16 protein-coding genes and 2 pseudogenes are annotated in these 15,546 nt (G+C 40.7%); 8 read left to right on the top strand and 10 right to left on the bottom strand.

Translation table 11 applies throughout. The features are described from left to right. Positions 1 to 459 precede the first annotated feature (459 nt). The gene (locus tag NI464_RS15870; protein ID WP_004645654.1) at positions 460 to 585 is read left to right on the top strand and encodes a KGW motif small protein; all 126 of its coding nucleotides are present in this window, start codon (positions 460 to 462) and stop codon (positions 583 to 585) included. 42 nt (positions 586 to 627) lie between these two features. Here the strand turns inward: NI464_RS15870 and NI464_RS07585 are convergent, their stop codons facing one another. Then, entirely contained in the window at positions 628 to 2,370 is a 1,743-nt protein-coding gene (locus tag NI464_RS07585) for an FAD-dependent monooxygenase (RefSeq protein ID WP_253138093.1), read from the bottom strand. 170 nt (positions 2,371 to 2,540) lie between these two features. Between NI464_RS07585 and NI464_RS07580 the strand changes: the two are divergent. The 3 genes and pseudogenes from NI464_RS07580 to NI464_RS07570 all read left to right on the top strand — a co-directional run bounded on the left by NI464_RS07580 (position 2,541) and on the right by NI464_RS07570 (position 4,528). After that, positions 2,541 to 3,421: pseudogene (locus NI464_RS07580) on the top strand (LysR substrate-binding domain-containing protein). Positions 3,422 to 3,438: 17 nt separating this feature from the next. Then, positions 3,439 to 3,756 (top strand): YqfO family protein, encoded by a 318-nt coding sequence (locus tag NI464_RS07575; protein WP_253138092.1) that lies wholly within the window; start codon positions 3,439 to 3,441, stop codon positions 3,754 to 3,756. Positions 3,757 to 3,967: 211 nt separating this feature from the next. Further along, positions 3,968 to 4,528, top strand: coding sequence for a carotenoid oxygenase family protein (locus NI464_RS07570; protein WP_253138091.1), 561 nt, complete (start codon positions 3,968 to 3,970; stop codon positions 4,526 to 4,528). A gap of 269 nt (positions 4,529 to 4,797) precedes the next feature. Here NI464_RS07570 and NI464_RS07565 read toward each other — a convergent pair whose 3' ends face one another. Together NI464_RS07565 and NI464_RS07560 are read right to left on the bottom strand one after the other, a co-directional pair. Continuing rightward, positions 4,798 to 5,592 carry a nitroreductase family protein gene (locus NI464_RS07565; protein ID WP_184412303.1) on the bottom strand — a complete coding sequence of 265 codons (795 nt, stop codon included), beginning with the start codon at positions 5,590 to 5,592 and terminating at the stop codon, positions 4,798 to 4,800. Between the two features lie 71 nt (positions 5,593 to 5,663). Further along, on the bottom strand, positions 5,664 to 6,464 hold the full coding sequence (locus tag NI464_RS07560) for an enoyl-CoA hydratase-related protein (RefSeq protein ID WP_004645646.1): 801 nt from the start codon (positions 6,462 to 6,464) through the stop codon (positions 5,664 to 5,666). Positions 6,465 to 6,567: 103 nt separating this feature from the next. On the opposite strand from NI464_RS07560, the gene NI464_RS07555 reads away from it, so the two are divergent. Further along, positions 6,568 to 7,137 carry a nicotinate-nicotinamide nucleotide adenylyltransferase gene (locus NI464_RS07555; RefSeq protein ID WP_005103826.1) on the top strand — a complete coding sequence of 190 codons (570 nt, stop codon included), beginning with the start codon at positions 6,568 to 6,570 and terminating at the stop codon, positions 7,135 to 7,137. A 5-nt stretch (positions 7,138 to 7,142) separates the two neighbouring features. Here NI464_RS07555 and NI464_RS07550 read toward each other — a convergent pair. Then, positions 7,143 to 8,047: pseudogene (locus tag NI464_RS07550) on the bottom strand (LysR family transcriptional regulator ArgP). A gap of 104 nt (positions 8,048 to 8,151) precedes the next feature. Between NI464_RS07550 and NI464_RS07545 the strand changes: the two are divergent. After that, entirely contained in the window at positions 8,152 to 8,757 is a 606-nt protein-coding gene (locus tag NI464_RS07545) for a LysE/ArgO family amino acid transporter (protein WP_004645643.1), read from the top strand. A gap of 408 nt (positions 8,758 to 9,165) precedes the next feature. After that, positions 9,166 to 9,729, top strand: coding sequence for a YceI family protein (locus NI464_RS07540; RefSeq protein WP_026055725.1), 564 nt, complete (start codon positions 9,166 to 9,168; stop codon positions 9,727 to 9,729). Positions 9,730 to 9,818: 89 nt separating this feature from the next. Here NI464_RS07540 and NI464_RS07535 read toward each other — a convergent pair whose 3' ends face one another. The 5 genes from NI464_RS07535 to dapD form a co-directional block, all read right to left on the bottom strand. Beyond that, positions 9,819 to 10,277, bottom strand: a complete 459-nt coding sequence (locus NI464_RS07535; protein WP_253138090.1) for a peroxiredoxin — start codon at positions 10,275 to 10,277, stop codon at positions 9,819 to 9,821. A gap of 84 nt (positions 10,278 to 10,361) precedes the next feature. Beyond that, positions 10,362 to 10,775, bottom strand: coding sequence for a hypothetical protein (locus NI464_RS07530; RefSeq protein WP_044112184.1), 414 nt, complete (start codon positions 10,773 to 10,775; stop codon positions 10,362 to 10,364). A gap of 16 nt (positions 10,776 to 10,791) precedes the next feature. Continuing rightward, on the bottom strand, positions 10,792 to 11,460 hold the full coding sequence (gene queC, locus NI464_RS07525; protein WP_004731688.1) for a 7-cyano-7-deazaguanine synthase QueC: 669 nt from the start codon (positions 11,458 to 11,460) through the stop codon (positions 10,792 to 10,794). 34 nt (positions 11,461 to 11,494) lie between these two features. Continuing rightward, positions 11,495 to 12,205: a 7-carboxy-7-deazaguanine synthase QueE gene (queE, locus tag NI464_RS07520; RefSeq protein ID WP_195725783.1), complete on the bottom strand. Its 711-nt coding sequence runs from the start codon at positions 12,203 to 12,205 to the stop codon at positions 11,495 to 11,497. A 131-nt stretch (positions 12,206 to 12,336) separates the two neighbouring features. Next, the gene (dapD, locus tag NI464_RS07515) at positions 12,337 to 13,158 is read right to left on the bottom strand and encodes a 2,3,4,5-tetrahydropyridine-2,6-dicarboxylate N-succinyltransferase (protein ID WP_253138089.1); all 822 of its coding nucleotides are present in this window, start codon (positions 13,156 to 13,158) and stop codon (positions 12,337 to 12,339) included. 319 nt (positions 13,159 to 13,477) lie between these two features. Here dapD and carO point away from each other — a divergent pair, with 319 nt between their 5' ends. Continuing rightward, positions 13,478 to 14,221, top strand: coding sequence for an ornithine uptake porin CarO (gene carO, locus NI464_RS07510; RefSeq protein WP_180086199.1), 744 nt, complete (start codon positions 13,478 to 13,480; stop codon positions 14,219 to 14,221). 57 nt (positions 14,222 to 14,278) lie between these two features. Here the strand turns inward: carO and NI464_RS07505 are convergent, their stop codons facing one another. Then, complete coding sequence (locus tag NI464_RS07505; protein ID WP_253138088.1) at positions 14,279 to 15,508, bottom strand: OmpP1/FadL family transporter; 1,230 nt, start codon at positions 15,506 to 15,508, stop codon at positions 14,279 to 14,281. Positions 15,509 to 15,546 lie beyond the last annotated feature (38 nt).

The following is a 15,546-nucleotide window of genomic DNA, read 5'->3' as shown; positions in this document are numbered from 1 at the left end:
GACTAAAGCGTTTAGCCATTTTTACATCTCCAAAGATTAAAATTAAACTATCTTTAGAGGGACCGATTGTCCAGTATCTTGGCTAGGATCAACATGCAGAATTAGCAGTGAATTTGGCTGGTACAATGTCCGTGTTTTTATTCTCATCTTGGAAATTAAAACAAGGTGAATGAATTTTTTATTATAAATATTGTTTTTAAATAGTATCTTAATTTTACTGTATGGAAAAATTAAAATAAATTCACTAACATAGGATTATTCAACCACCAATTTGGTGGATTTTTGCTTTTTAAGCATTCTGATTTTTTAATTTTTTTTCTTCCTGCTGAGTTGGTTTAGATTTTGCTTTTATATTGTATATAAAGTGCTATGGTATGTTTTATGCACAACTTTATTGCACTATAAAAGAAAGATGGAATAGATCGGTTCAGTATCAATTCTCAAAGATGAGGTGATGACATGGCTAAAACACTTAGAATAATGGATAAGGCGGCAATGCGTCAGAAAGGCTGGATGTTGTTTTGTATTGTTGTAGGACTACAAATATTGTTCGTTGTGGGCAGTTACTTGCTGCAGGGTTCTTGATCATCAGCTTTAAGAAAGCCACCATTAAGGTGGCTTTATAATTTAAATAACCAATTGAACCTGCTTCAATACCGCCTTTAACGTATTTTCATAATCAAAAGCTTTATTGGTACTGTCCTGATAACGCCAAGCCACATAACCATCCGGACAAACCAGTACTGCACCAGATTCATGAATTTCAGACTTGGCATTCCAGGTTCCATACACATCACGGTAGTCACGAGAACCAATTTGAATCACATCCAGATAAGGTAAGTTCAGTGCTTCAGCAGCTTGCTTCCATCCTTTGCCAGATAAACCTGTGAGCAGGGTAAAACGACCTTTACCGGTAATATCTAAAGTCGACTGCTTTTGACCTTTGGTATTGATCAGCCAGGTATGCGGAACTTTAGCACCCGGGCGAGTCGTTGCCTGTAAATAAAGCTGTTGATCTCGCTCAAATCTTTCAGGCTCAGATTCTGCAATCACCGCATTTGAATTATAGCGCTGGTTCAACTCTACACCTTGGGCGTTAAATTCGAAATTTTTAATTTCTAAAGCTTCAAACAGTTTTTTGCGGATTTCAGCACCTTGCTCATCTTCCGAAAAAATACGTTCCAGCATTTGTTTTTGTGTAGTCACACCACTATCAAAACCAAAGACTTCTTTCAGGTATTTATAGTCAAAACGTGACTGGTTGGCTCGCGCCACGATTTGCTTGCCGACCGGTGCACGCTCAGTCGTATATGAATCCAGCAAGGAAGGCGCAGCCCAGCCTTTAACGGCATAGGCCAGTTTCCAGCCCAGATTAAAGGCATCCTGCATGCAGGTGTTTGAACCTAAACCACTGGATGGGGGATGACGGTGTACCGCATCACCACCACAGAACACGCGGCCTTTAGAATTTTCAGTTGCCCAGGTCTGGTTCACATACCAGTAAGATAATTTCTGGATTTCGACTTCTTCAACTTCAGTACCGACAAAGGCATTCAGGCGGGCACGAACCTGTTCCTCAGTGACCTGTGGTTCGCCTTTGGAAATATCAAAGCCCCAGCCCATAATCCATTCATTCCATGGCGTAATGGCACGTAACAGACCCATACCGAGGTCGCCAAAACTGGCTTCAGGATTCATAATCCATTGCAGAATAGCAAGGCGGTGCTGTACATATTTAGTCAAATCAGCTTTAAAGGTCACATACACTGTACCGGCACGTGCCATGACACCTTCAAGAGGTAAATCAAGCTGTTCCAATACACGAGATTTAGCACCATCCATACCCACCAGATATTTTGCTCTTAAGCTAAATTCAGTATTGGTAATGCGATTCAGGAAGGTCGCAGTCACGCCATCTTCATCTCGCACATGTGACAGGTATTCAGTATTGAAGTTATAAATTGCACCACGTTCACCGGCATTCTTCACCAGTAAAGCTTCCATTTTGGGTTGGATCAAATCAACTAAAGGACATGGGCTGCCTTTGATGTAATCGCCATGACGTTCATCTCCCGTACCCCAGGCACTCATGCGGGCGATTTCTTCGCCGACCAGACTGGTGGTAATCAGGCTTTCACCCATCTGTTCCCATGGTGTTGCAATCTCTTTAACCTGTTCTTCAATACCTAAATCACGTAATACTTCCATGGCACGCTGATTGGTAATATGGGCACGTGGACTATTGGCCAGCCAGCTAAACTGGGTAAACAGTTGTACCTTGATACCATAATTCGCCAAAGCCAAACCTAATGTTGAACCTGCAGGACCGGTACCAATGATCAGAACATCAGTGTCATAGTGTTGTGTCATACAAGACTCCATGGGTATAGGTGAAGAACAAGCTATCTATATGGTCAGGCAGTCTAGTAAAACAGAATCTGTTGATATAGTGATATTCATATAAACTATCGACCTATTCTTATTTGCAATACGTGGGTCATAATTTTAAGATGCTGACCTGATCAGAAACCGGGCAGGCTATGGAACTTCGACATTTACGCTATTTTATCACCGTGGCGCAGCAACAAAGTTTTACCAAGGCCGCCGAAAAGCTGTTTACTGCGCAGCCGTCATTAAGCCAGCAAATTAAGGATTTGGAACAGGAAGTAGGCGTTGTCCTGTTTGATCGTTCATCGAGAAAAGTTAAACTCACCGATGAAGGGCGGGCTTTTCAGATCTATGCCGAAAAAGCACTGGAAAATGCCAAGTTGGCAGTGGCAGCAGCACGCCAGGTCGCACAGCAGAAAATAACCAGATTCATATTGGCTTTCTGAATGTTGCAGAAATCAAAGTGATGCCGCAGATTCTGGCACAGCTTAAAAAAACCATGCCGGACTTGAAAATCCATCTGCATAGCTTGACCTGTATGGAACAGATTCAGCGGCTAAAAAATGCTGAACTGGATTTATGTATTACCCGTTTTCATCTGGATCATCCCGATTTTGACAATATTCATTTATTAACCGAGCAAATTTATCTGGTTGCCGCTCAGCATTTACATCCTACAGATCGAATCCTGAAATTACAGGAACTGAAAAATCACAATATAATTATGTGTGAGCAGAATGCTTCACCCGTGTTTTATGAAAAGCTGGATCAGCTGCTTGGTATTGATCAACTCGAACATGAGTAGCTACTGTGGGTCACCAATGTGTTGCAACACATTAATCTGACCAATATGGGGATGGGTTTTAGTTTTGCTCCTGAGTATTTACTGAGATTTTTGAATGATCATGTGAAAATTATCCAGACGGATCAGGCACTGCCAAAACTAGGCTTGTATGCAACATTTAACAAGAATTCCCAAAATCCTGCATTGAAGATAATTACCCAAGCCCTTAAAAATACAATAAATATCTGAATTTCAGGAAAGAATATATGTTAAAGCTGATTTATTACGTACCGGACGAAAATCTGGAAGACACCAAAAATGCAGTCTTTGCAGCAGGAGCGGGTGGTATTGGTGAGTATACGAACTGCGCCTGGCAGGTTTTAGGAACAGGACAGTTTAAGCCGCAAGAAGGTGCAGATCCTCATATTGGTGAAGTCGGTAAACTGGAACAGGTAGAGGAATGGCGGGTAGAAATTCTGGTGCCAGATGAAAAGGCAGTCGAGGTCGCTAAAGCCTTAAAAGAAAACCATCCTTATGAAGAGCCAGCTTTTGAGTTTATCCAGCTGTTGGATATCGAAGTCTAAACTCAAAGTATTACTCATATTATATTCACTGCGGCGTGTTCATCTTAGCGCGCCGTCAGTCTACATTTGAAAAACAGTCAAACTGCTTTTGTTATTATAAAATTTGCCCTAGCACTCCAGATAAAAAATACAATAAGGAAAATAACAATGCAGTGGCCAAAACCGCTGAGCAGAATGCTCAAAAATACGCTTAGTAAATCCATTCAATACAGTGCAGAAATTCTGCATAGTCGTATTCCCTATTCCAGTGCACTCCAAAGCATTGATCCGCTCGATTCAGGGACCGATCGAAGATCAGGATATACGACTAGAGCGCTTTATTTTTGAACAAGGAACGGGAAAAGTGACACGAACCGTATTATCAAATATCAAGCAGGAATTTACACGGATTAATGAAGCATTTATTGGGCGACAGTATCGTTATATCTATAGTATTTCTTTTGGTGAATTTGACGATCCTTCCCATGTCAGCAGCAATACGGTGATGTGTTTTAATTTAAGAACCAGAACCACAGAAAGTTACTCCTTTGGAGAAAACTGGGTTACTGGTGAGGCAGTCTTTGTCGCACGGGAAAATGCTCAGGCTGAAAATGATGGCTGGCTAATGTCTTATATCCATGCTTTAGATTGTAGCCCCTCGAAAGTTGTAATTCTGGATGCCCAGCATATTACAGAAGGACCCATTGCAACGATTCATTTACCAGTTCGGGTACCGGTCGGATTTCATTGTAACTGGATTGATTATCGGAAATTAAGAGCGAACTATTCTTAAAAAATGATTTAGCATCGACTTGTATTTGCTCTAAATAGATTTCTTCCTTTTCGCCATCCGCGTATCAAATATTATTTCTTTTCAAAATAGTAGTGAATTTACATTGAGGTGACATGGATGTCACCTGCCAGACAGAGGTTCAAGGATGAACCTTCTGTCTGGCAATGGCTTTGGTTACTTTGGCCTGTCAAAGTAACGAAAATGCCTACGCGTATATCAGTTAATTTAAGAAAACAGTCGAGGCCGTGATATTCATTCAATAAACGTACTTAAACCTTCTGAATAAACAGTTCACGATCAAAACGGTACTGCGGGAAGAATACTCCATCTTCAGCGCGTTCACCCGCACCAATTACCATGACTGGATACTGTTCATCATTTAATTTCAGAATTTCACGAACCATCGGCTCATCAAAACCTTCCATCATACAGCTGTCAAAACCATAAGCACGTAAAGCTAAGACCAGATTTTCACAAGCGAGCGCCGTCGTTTTGGTCGCCCACAGTTTTGCATCAGCCGGACTGAAAGCAGACACTGGCATTTGTTTGTCCAATGTACGGGCAACTTTGAAAGCCACTTTCTTAAAGTTACCAAAAGCATTCAGATAACCAGTCTTATAGTTGTAGGGAATATATTTATAGTATTTCTTAATCGCGGGCGGTGCTTCTGGAAATGGAAATTCATTTACATTACGTTTCGCCATTTCATCGATACGGTCGGTACGTGCGATACAGACAATTAGCTCAGAAGCTGTTTTGGCTGCCAATTGACTCATACAGGCTTTGACCAGATGTTTTTTCTTGCTTGAATTTTGTACCACATAAAAAGTCCAAGGCTGCAAGTTCGACGAATTCGGGGCCAACAATGCCAGATCCAGACAGGCATCTAGAACTTCAACAGGAATTGGCTTTTTGGTAAATTTACGTACTGAACGTCGGCTTTCAATTACTTTACGAAAATTATCGACATCTATATCTTGGGGTGCAGGTTCGTAATAACGTTTCTTTTCTGGATTTGAGCTATCTGTTGTTTGGGAAGAGGTTTCGGAGTTTTGATTTGGCATACTTCAGATTCTTGGAAAAATAAAAGATTGAGGCAGTTTAAACCACCTCATTGAACTCATAAGTTTGAAAATTAGTTGAATTGTGTGAAATCAGGTTTACGTTTTTGCATAAAGGCTTGAACCGCTTCCAGCATTTCTGGTGAGCCGACACGCTGCATGAAAATCTCTGCTTCATGGTCAATCCATTCCACAATTTCATTCACATTGTGTTTCATCAAGGCTTTGGATTGCACCAGTGATGCCAATGGCAGGGCAGAGAGTTGGGTAGCTTGTGCTGCTGCTTTGGTGTAAACATCTTCTTCAATGCTATTTACCAGACCTGCGTCGAGTGCTTTTTCGCTATTGAATTTTTGCGCAGTCAGCAATAATTCGGCCGCTTTATGATAACCCGCTTGCTGAATCAACAGCTTGCTTGAAGCGCCTTCAGGCGATAGACCCAGACTGACAAATGGAATCTGGAACAAGGCAGTATTGTCACTATAGACCAGATCACAATGCAATAAGATCGTCACGCCAATGCCGATCGCAACACCACGCACCGCAGCAATCAAAGGCTTGGAAAATTTTGCAGCAGATTTGAGTAAAACAAACGGCGGGCCTTCAGCAGCGGGTGCCTGACCTTTCTTCGCAGCAGATTTCATAAAATCCTGCATATCATTGCCCGCACTAAAGTCTGTGTCCTGACCACGCAATACAACTACACGAACTTCAGGTGCCTGATCTGCTTCATCTAAAGCTTTCGCAATCCAGAGATAAAGCTCACTATATAACGCATTTTTCGCTTCCGGGCGATTGATGGCTAAAGTGAGTACACCATGTTCTAAATTCGCATTCAAATGCTCATGAGGTTGTTGAATACAGCTCAGTGTCATCGTACTATCCTTGCTTTAAAACTTAATTTGATTTTATGGGAATGATTATGTCGCATATTTATTGGGGCAGCACAACTCATGAGTCATAAAAAACTGATCCCTTATGAACTATACATTTGATTATCTGGTTTTCATTGGCCGTTTTCAGCCTTTTCATCTGGCACACATGCAAACGATTAATATTGCCCTGCAGCACAGTCAACATGTGATTTTGGCTCTCGGTTCTGCGCAAAATGAACGCAATATCAAGAATCCATTCTTGGCTTCGGAGCGTGAAGCCATGATCCTGTCAAATTTCAGTCCTGAAGATCGAGCTCGGATCAAATTTGTAGAAGTCATAGATGTTTATAATGATGAAAAATGGCAAAAACTGGTGAAATCGCTGGTGAATCAGGTTATTGAACCGGATGCCAAAATCGGACTAATTGGGCATTTTAAAGATGATTCTTCTTATTATTTAAAGTTTTTCCCAGAATGGGAAATGGTCGAACTTGACAGCCTGGAAGATGCCTTATCCGCTACGCCGATGCGTGAAGCTTATTATCGTGGCGAAATTCAACGAGATAAATTTCCACAAGGCACGATTGATTTTCTAGAGAATTTCCAAAAAACCACGACCTATCAGCAACTCAGTGAAAAATTTGCCCAGAATGATAAAACCAATCTGCTTTAAAAGTATCAGGTTGTTATGGGGTGATTCATGGTCGTTTGAGCATGCTGTTTCAAACATTCCCCAAGGATTTCTAGAGCAGGAGACTGTTCTTTCCAGTGATGCCAATACAAGGGTACTTCAATTCGCATCTCACTTGAAAGTTCAAGCAGTCGACCTGACTCCAGCAAATCCCTGGTTTGATAGTCCGGCAGCCAGCCATAGCCTAGACCCATGACAATCGCATCAAAAAATGCGTGGGTCGATGGAATAAAAAAGTGAGGATATTGAGCAAGGTTCAGGCCAAATTCGTGCTGAATAAATTGGGTATGGAGTTGGTCTTTTTCATTAAAAATAATGGCAGGGGCAAGGCGTAGCGCATCCCGATGTACGCCTTGATGAAACCAGTTTCGGGAAAACTTAGGGGTGGCGACCAGACGATACTGCATCTGTCCGATCAATTCGGCCCGGCAACCTTTCATTGCCTTGGCTTCAGTACTCAAACAGGCATTGACGAGACCTGCTTCTAACAGATGATGAGTTTGAGATTGATCATCTACCTGAAAATGCAGCACAATTTTATGCTGGATCAGCTGGGCTTGTAAGGTGGGTAATAGCCAGGTCGCGAGTGAATCAGCATTGGTGGCAATATTCAGACAATAGAAACCTTCATGTTGCAGCTGTCCACCCAAATCTTGCATCAAATTCTGTTCTAGCAAACGTTGATGCTGTAAATAATGCAATAAAGTTTGCCCGGATTGGGTCACGCGGCAAGGCCGATCTCTGACCAGAAGCAATTGTCCCAATTTTTTTCCAGACTTTGAACACGAAGGGTCACTGCCGAAGCAGTAATATTTAGCTGCTCGGCAGCCAGATCGAAACTTCCCGTTTTTGCAACTGCATAAAAAGCATCACATTGTTTCGCATTCAGCATTTCTATTATCTAAAAATAATTTAGTTAAATTGATATTAACTTAGTTTTAATTAATCGCACTCATTTTGTTCAATAATTCATTTATTCGAAAAAGGGGGAATGTGATGTTCAGTTATATGATGAGTGGTTTTGCTGTGGGAATGAGCCTGATTGTCAGTATCGGTGCACAGAATGCTTTTGTATTAAAACAAGGTTTAAAACAGCAGCATGTGTTTTGGGTCTGTGTGATTTGTGCCTTATCTGATTCCATTTTAATTCTGCTTGGCGTACTGGGCTTTGCGCGCGTCATTGAACATTATCCGGATATTGTTATATTTTCTAAATATATTGGCGCAGGATTCCTATTTTATTATGGTTTACGCCATGCGATCAGCGCATTTAAATCAACCGAGGTCTTGGCACCAAGTGGTCAGCTCACAGAGCATTTTCTACAAGTACTGATGATCTGCCTGGCTTTTACCTGGCTGAATCCGCATGTTTACTTAGACACAGTCATATTGATTGGATCAATTTCAACCCAATACGCCTTAGGAAAATGGTGGTTTGCTTTAGGTGCTGTCTGTGCTTCCTGGTTTTTTTTCTTTAGTTTGGGATATGGAGCAAAAATACTGACGCCTTGGTTTCAACATCCAAAAGCATGGAAAATACTGGATGCTATTATTGCATGTACCATGTGGGGCGTCGCGGTGTCATTAATACTCAGTATTTGATTCAGGCTACGGAAGTGGATAGATCGGTTAAGAGTTGTCTAAACGTGTCATTTTAGATAGTGATCAAGAATAGGCAGCGCAGAAAACAACTCTTTTCATTACTGTGAGCACATGGATATTTCAATATATATTGAGCTTAAAATAAACGATCTGTTTGGTATAAAAAATTTACAAAATCAGAATTTTATAAGATGACACAAGTTTACTGCTCGCCTAGCAGGGCCACTTATTAGAGAAAAATCAAAGCAAGTATTTTGTCCGTTAGTCATGAATGATTTTACAAAAACTTCAATAAACTGGTATAAAAATAACGAAAACCTGTTCGCTCAAAAACAAGAAAGTTTAGTTTCAGATTAAGCGGTGTACTTAAATCCGATCAATAAGAAATTAAACAAGGTGGATTTAAAATTGAAAACAATAATAAAAACTGGGCTCCTTAGCCTAGCGATCTGTTTAGCTTTGACCAGTCAGTCTTTTGCAAGATCATGGACCTTAACTCCCAAAAGTGATGTCGGTTTTGAGATTAAGTCGATGGGTCTTACTGTAGTTAAAGCCAAGTTCAATCAGGTTCAATCCACGATGCAGTTTGACGTTAAAGCACCGCAAAATGCCTCAACTCATCTGGTCATGGATGTGGAAAGTTTAAGCTTTAGTAAGCCGCTATTTAAACATATGATTTTGGGCGAAGACCTGTTTTATGTAGAAAAATATAAGACTGTAATTTTTAAAAGTATCCAGTTTAAAGACTTGGGCAATGGCAAATACAATGTTTTAGGTCATTTAACCCTGCGTGGTGTGACCAAGCCTGTGATTTTTGAAACAACCTTTAAACCCAGTATGTCGAATGCCAACCTGCTTGATGTTCAGGCATCTGCCGTGATTAACCGTAGGGATTTTGGTATGAAAAAAGGAATTGCCGGCGTAGGGGATAAAGTGAATCTTCATCTATCAGGACAGTGTGAAATGAACTAGGGGAAATATAAAATACTTGATGATATGAAAGTTATTGTAAAAAAAGCCCGAATGGTTCGAGCTTCTATTTATACACAAGCATGCAATTATTAAGCAGCTTGCAATGCTTTTAAATCTTCTAGCACTTGCTCAGCATGACCGGCTGCTTTCACTTTACGGTATTCTTTCACCAGTTGACCATTATGGAAAATGAAAGTCGAACGCTCAATGCCCATCACTTGTTTGCCATACATGTTCTTTTCTTTAATCACATTAAAATGATGACACAAAATTTCTTCTTTATCGCTGATCAGATTGATACTCAAATTCTGCTTTTCAGTAAAGTTCTGATGCGCTTTTACCGAATCACGGGATACGCCAAGAATTGTGGTGTTTAAAGCATCAAACTGATCTTTTAAACAGGAAAAGCCAACTGCCTGAGTCGTACAGCCTGGCGTAGAATCTTTAGGATAAAAATAAATCACCAGCCATTCTGTATTTAACTGGGTTAAATTGATTTCGCCTGTCGTCGCAGGAAAATTCTGGTCAAGCAAACTAATTTCAGACATAAAAACTCCTGTTTTCTTTAAATTTTTTCAAAAAAATAAGCCACATTATTATAGTGGCTTATTTTATCAAAGAATCATCAGATCTTATTTCTTTGGTGTCGCTTGAGCTGATTTCATTGCTTCTTCAGTCAATGTTTTCAGTTTGCCTGTTAACTGTGGACCAAAGCATGCTTGAAGATCTTTATTCTGCTTCTGTACAAAAGCTAAAGTGCCTGGGCTTTTCTTCTGATTAATAGTGCTTTGAATTTCCCATTTTTGTGCATTGGTTAATTTGCCATCTGCTTCAATAGCACAACCACAATATTTGCTGACTTCAGCCGCCGTCAATTTTTTACTTTTGCCAGTTTCATTTTTACAAACATTGATCAATGCAGATTTTACATTGGTGCTTTTATAAGCTTGTTGTAATTTGTCATCAGCCGCTTGAGCTGTAGTTGCGAACATAGCAGCAGCTGAAACAATTGCTGAAAGCACGATGCTTGATTTTAAATTCTTCATAAACTCTACCTTGTTATTACGGTATATAACGTGTCGGGTCTTCAACACCTGCGTCCGCAAAACCCTGTTTACGTAAACGACAACTGTCGCATTTGCCACAGGCACGTCCTTGGTCATCTGCTTGATAGCATGACACCGTTTGACTGTAGTCTACGCCATGTTCAATACCTAAGCGAATAATATTTGCTTTGGATAAATGTAACAAAGGTGTTTCAAATTTGAGCGCCTGACCCTCTACGCCAACCTTGGTTGCAAGGCGTGCCATGTTGGCAAATGCCTCGATAAATTCCGGACGGCAATCCGGATAACCGGAGTAATCAACCGCATTAATTCCGATGACAATCGCTTCAGCTTCGAACACTTCAGCTGCTGCTAAGGCGTAAGACAAGAAGATAGTATTACGTGCCGGAACATAGGTAATCGGAATGCCAGCCTGTTCATGGTCGGGCACCTCAATACTATGATCGGTAAGGGCTGAGCCACCCAGATTACCCAGATCAATATTGATCACTCTATGTTCCACACCCGCACGTTGCGTTAAAGCTTTTGCTGCATCCAGCTCGGTCGTTGAACGCTGACCATATCGAAAACTGAGTGCGATACATTCATAGCGTGCCTGTGCCCAAGCCAGACATGTTGTTGAGTCTAATCCGCCAGATAACAGGACAATGGCACGAGGGCGCATAAGCTGATTCTCCAAAAAAATACTTTACAAAAAATTAACGACCAGTTTCATCATTCCATAACAACTTGTGTAGCTGTAACTGGAAACGAACAGGGAGATGGTCTTCTAAAATCCACTGAGCCAAATCACGTGCCAGTGGTGGTAACTGAACTGCACCTTTTTCGACCGCAAATGCAGGCGAAAACCAAACTGTACTCACTTTGTCTTGAAGTTGGTACAGTTCTAACTGCTGCTTTGACCATTCATAATCTTCACGATTGCATATCACAAACTTGATTTGATCATGTGCAGTTAAATGATCGAGATTAGAAAGCAAATTCCGTGCAACTTCACCTGAAGTTGGTGTTTTTAAATCGAGGACTTTGGAAACACGTGAATCCACTTTGGACACATCTAAAGCGCCACTGGTTTCAAGTGAAACTTCGCATCCTAAATCTGCCAGTCGCTGCATCAGGGGTAGGGCATTGGGCTGCGCCAGTGGTTCACCACCGGTCACACAGACATAAGGGGTTTTAAAATCAAGCGTGGTCTGGATAATATCGTCCAGAGACTGACGCTCACCGCCTTCAAAGGAATATGTGGTATCACAATAGCTACAACGCAATGGGCAACCGGTTAAACGGATAAATACTGTTGGCAGTCCTGCGGCATTGGCTTCACCTTGCAATGAATAGAAAATCTCCGTAATGCGTAAACCCGCAGACGGATCAGAGACAGGAATTGCGGAAGATCGAAGCGTATTCATAACAAAACTAACCAATGAAAAATAAATAACCGGGTATAAAAATAAAAATCCCTACGATCATTACTAATCGTAGAGACGAGGAGCAGTTGAAGCTCCGAGGAGCACAAATGTGTCCTCTAAGTTAAGACATTTTAGTCTTCGCGTAATAGATCGTTCAGACTTGTTTTAGAACGAGTTTGTGCATCAACTTTTTTCACGATGATGGCAGCATACAAGCTGTAAGTACCGCATTTAGACGGAAGGCTACCCGCAACAACGACAGAACCTGCTGGTACACGGCCGTAGTGGATTTCGCCAGTGGCACGGTCATAAATCTTGGTTGATTGACCAATGAATACGCCCATTGAAATCACAGAACCTTCTTCAACGATTACGCCTTCAACGATTTCAGAACGTGCACCGATAAAGCAGTTATCTTCAATAATAGTTGGATTCGCTTGAAGCGGTTCAAGCACACCACCAATACCTACACCACCTGACAAGTGAACATTTTTACCAATTTGTGCACATGAACCGACAGTTGCCCAAGTATCAACCATCGTGCCTTCATCTACATAAGCACCGATGTTGACATAAGAAGGCATCAAGATCACGCCTTTGGCCTGGAAAGAACCTTTACGTGCAACAGCAGGTGGTACAATACGTACGCCAGCAGCCTTGAATTGTTCTTCAGTCCAACCTGAGAATTTAGTCTCTACTTTGTCATAGAAACGAAGATCACAAGCTTCCATTGGTTTATTGTCGTTTAATTTAAATGATAACAATACCGCTTTTTTAATCCATTGATGAACAACCCATTCACCATCGACTTTTTCAGCAACACGTAAAGTACCATTGTCTAGACCAGCAATTACTTCCTCAACTGCTTGACGGATTTCAGCAGAGCAATCTGCAGCTGTAAAATTCGCACGGTCTTCAAACGCTTGTTCAATGATTGTTGAAAGCTGCGACATGATCTTCCTTCCAGAAAAAAATTTTCTAGATTTTACACTATATTGCAGGAAAAATAGTTGAAAGCACTAAAAATAGATGAAAAATAACCAGAAGTGTAGAAAGCGTGAAATTATTAAAGTGATAAGTGTACTTTTTCATTATGTTGAAATGTAGGAGAAGTGTTAGAAAACACTTGGTTCTCAACAAGAAAAATTAATTTGTATCAAAAAATAACAAAAGATGAGCAAAATGTGAATAAAAAATATTTTTTAAGTCCTTTATATTGAGCCTATCACGAATAACTAATGATCAAAATAAGTTCTTTTGAGGAGAGAAATAATGAAATCTTTACATAATATTTTAGCAGTATCAGTCTTAGCTCTAGCAGCGGGTTCTGCGATGGCTGCTGATGAAACAATCGTAACAGATGAAGGCGTTGCTGAATTCTCTTTCTTTAAACCCGCAGCTGTTCGTGCTGAAGTCGGTACTACCGGTTATGGTGGGGCAATTTCTTGGAATGCCAATCCATATGTCGGCGTGACTTTAGGTTATAACGGTGGTGACATTTCCTGGTCTGATGACTTGTCAATCAATGGTACAAAATATGACCTGGATATGGACAATAACTTGACCTATTTAAATGCTGAAATTCGTCCTTGGGCGAACTGGTTCTATATGGCAGCAGGTGTAGCATATGTTGACAATGATTATGGTCTAGAAAGTCGTACGGGTGCTGATGGTACTATTAGTGTTGATGGTAATCGATACAGAACAGTAGGAAGCACTACTGGGCGTGTGACAGGAGATTTATCTTACAAAAACAATATTGCACCTTATGTAGGGATCGGTTTCTCTCCAGCAATTACCAATCGTTGGGGTGTATTTGGTGAAATCGGTGCATATTATAATGGTAACCCAAGTGTTAATCTAACTCCTACAGGCGCATTTGTTCCAGTAGATGAGTTTAATCCAGATATTCCAGATTTTGATACTGCCTTACGTAATGAAGAAAACGAGATTCGTAATGACAATAAATACGAATGGCTACCAGTCGCAAAATTGGGTGTCAGCTTCCGCTTCTAAGTTTTAATCTATAAAAAACGGGCTTCGGCCCGTTTTTTATGCTTTGTAATAAGTAATTTAAAAGTGATAACCCAGTTTCAAACCTAAGATCCAGGCACTATTTTCAGAAACTGCAGATAAACCTGCAATCTGTGGCGTAATAGGTGCGGATGAAGAAATTTCAGGTTTTTGAAACTTTAAATAATATAGTCCTGTAGCAATATCCCAGGTTTCTTGAATCTTATAAAGATGACCTAGTCCGATGCCCCAATAGCCATCACTCGGATTCAGGGTTGAAGCTGAATTTCCTGTACCAGAATCCCATAAAAATTCGATAGAATTTATGCCAAAAGATGGCCATTGATGAGCAAGTCCGATTTTTCCAGACCATTGATCTTTACGATAATCAATCATTCTGAAAGGTTTTACTTCCGGAAACTGTAAGGCCGCATAGTCAATTACAGCGCCAAATTTAGGCGGCTGGATCACGAAATTTTGCCAGTTCGACCAACGCAGCATGCCATAGAGCGCATTTTTATCAGTTAAAGCTGTCTGAAAATCCAGATTCACTGACTGAGGAGTTTGAATTTCTGTATAAGGCGCTGGATTCGTACCTACAATAATCGATTCAGTGGTTTTATTATGATGAGTGATTGCAGAACGATAGGTCAGTGCGGTTCTAAAAAAATATTCAGGAATCTGATAACTGATTCCTGCAAACCAGCCCCAAGCGGGATCTCGTTCAAATGTGGCTCGATAACCATTGAATATATAAAATGTCTGCCCGGATAAATATAAATTTCCCTCTAAGCTTTGATAACTTAGCCCTGTATAAAAATTCCAGTTATCGTTTGGTTGAAAGCCAATTAATGAGGTCAAATTATGGCTCTCAAACTGAATAGTAGCAGCCTCAATTGGAAGCGCTGCACCTGCAAAAACAGGATCATAATGATAAGCGATATCTATAGAATAAGGCTGATCGTAAATCAGTCCCCACGACACTTGAGGATGCAACTGGAATTTTAATGCGACATTGGAAATCCATTGACTATAGGCAAGATTTCCTGTTGAAAAATCGGTGATGCATAATTGTTGCAGCTCTTCGGTATGTTGTACCTGACCGCTGATATCGGGGCGAACCCAGGCCAGTGAAACTTCAGCATAATGATTTTTTTCAAAAAACGATTGGATACTTTGGTTAGATTGTTCAAACGCTGCTGCATAACCTGACCCGGAGAAAAACAAGCCCACGGAGAAAAGAGCAAATTTATGATTGATCATCTTGGTATAATTCAATTTATTATGCACGTGATTATGCTTGATATTTATATTCTTTATCCACTCAA

It is taken from the genome of Acinetobacter lwoffii (assembly GCF_024129685.1).
Lineage (GTDB): Bacteria > Pseudomonadota > Gammaproteobacteria > Pseudomonadales > Moraxellaceae > Acinetobacter > Acinetobacter lwoffii_X.
The sequence above is the reverse complement of the archived record's forward strand: the minus strand, read 5'-3'. Positions and strand labels throughout refer to the sequence as shown.

Bases quoted from the DNA above. Each gene is read 5' to 3' on its own strand.
- dapD (WP_253138089.1), bottom strand. From the start codon at position 13,158: ATGTCGCAGCTTTCAACAATCATTGAACAAGCGTTTGAAGACCGTGCG.
- carO (WP_180086199.1), top strand. From the start codon at position 13,478: ATGAAATCTTTACATAATATTTTAGCAGTATCAGTCTTAGCTCTAGCA.
- NI464_RS07585 (WP_253138093.1), bottom strand. From the start codon at position 2,370: ATGACACAACACTATGACACTGATGTTCTGATCATTGGTACCGGTCCT.
- NI464_RS07560 (WP_004645646.1), bottom strand. From the start codon at position 6,464: ATGACACTGAGCTGTATTCAACAACCTCATGAGCATTTGAATGCGAAT.
- NI464_RS07555 (WP_005103826.1), top strand. From the start codon at position 6,568: ATGAACTATACATTTGATTATCTGGTTTTCATTGGCCGTTTTCAGCCT.
- NI464_RS07575 (WP_253138092.1), top strand. From the start codon at position 3,439: ATGTTAAAGCTGATTTATTACGTACCGGACGAAAATCTGGAAGACACC.
- queC (WP_004731688.1), bottom strand. From the start codon at position 11,460: ATGCGCCCTCGTGCCATTGTCCTGTTATCTGGCGGATTAGACTCAACA.
- NI464_RS07530 (WP_044112184.1), bottom strand. From the start codon at position 10,775: ATGAAGAATTTAAAATCAAGCATCGTGCTTTCAGCAATTGTTTCAGCT.
- NI464_RS07565 (WP_184412303.1), bottom strand. From the start codon at position 5,592: ATGCCAAATCAAAACTCCGAAACCTCTTCCCAAACAACAGATAGCTCA.
- queE (WP_195725783.1), bottom strand. From the start codon at position 12,205: ATGAATACGCTTCGATCTTCCGCAATTCCTGTCTCTGATCCGTCTGCG.
- NI464_RS07535 (WP_253138090.1), bottom strand. From the start codon at position 10,277: ATGTCTGAAATTAGTTTGCTTGACCAGAATTTTCCTGCGACGACAGGC.
- NI464_RS15870 (WP_004645654.1), top strand. From the start codon at position 460: ATGGCTAAAACACTTAGAATAATGGATAAGGCGGCAATGCGTCAGAAA.
- NI464_RS07545 (WP_004645643.1), top strand. From the start codon at position 8,152: ATGTTCAGTTATATGATGAGTGGTTTTGCTGTGGGAATGAGCCTGATT.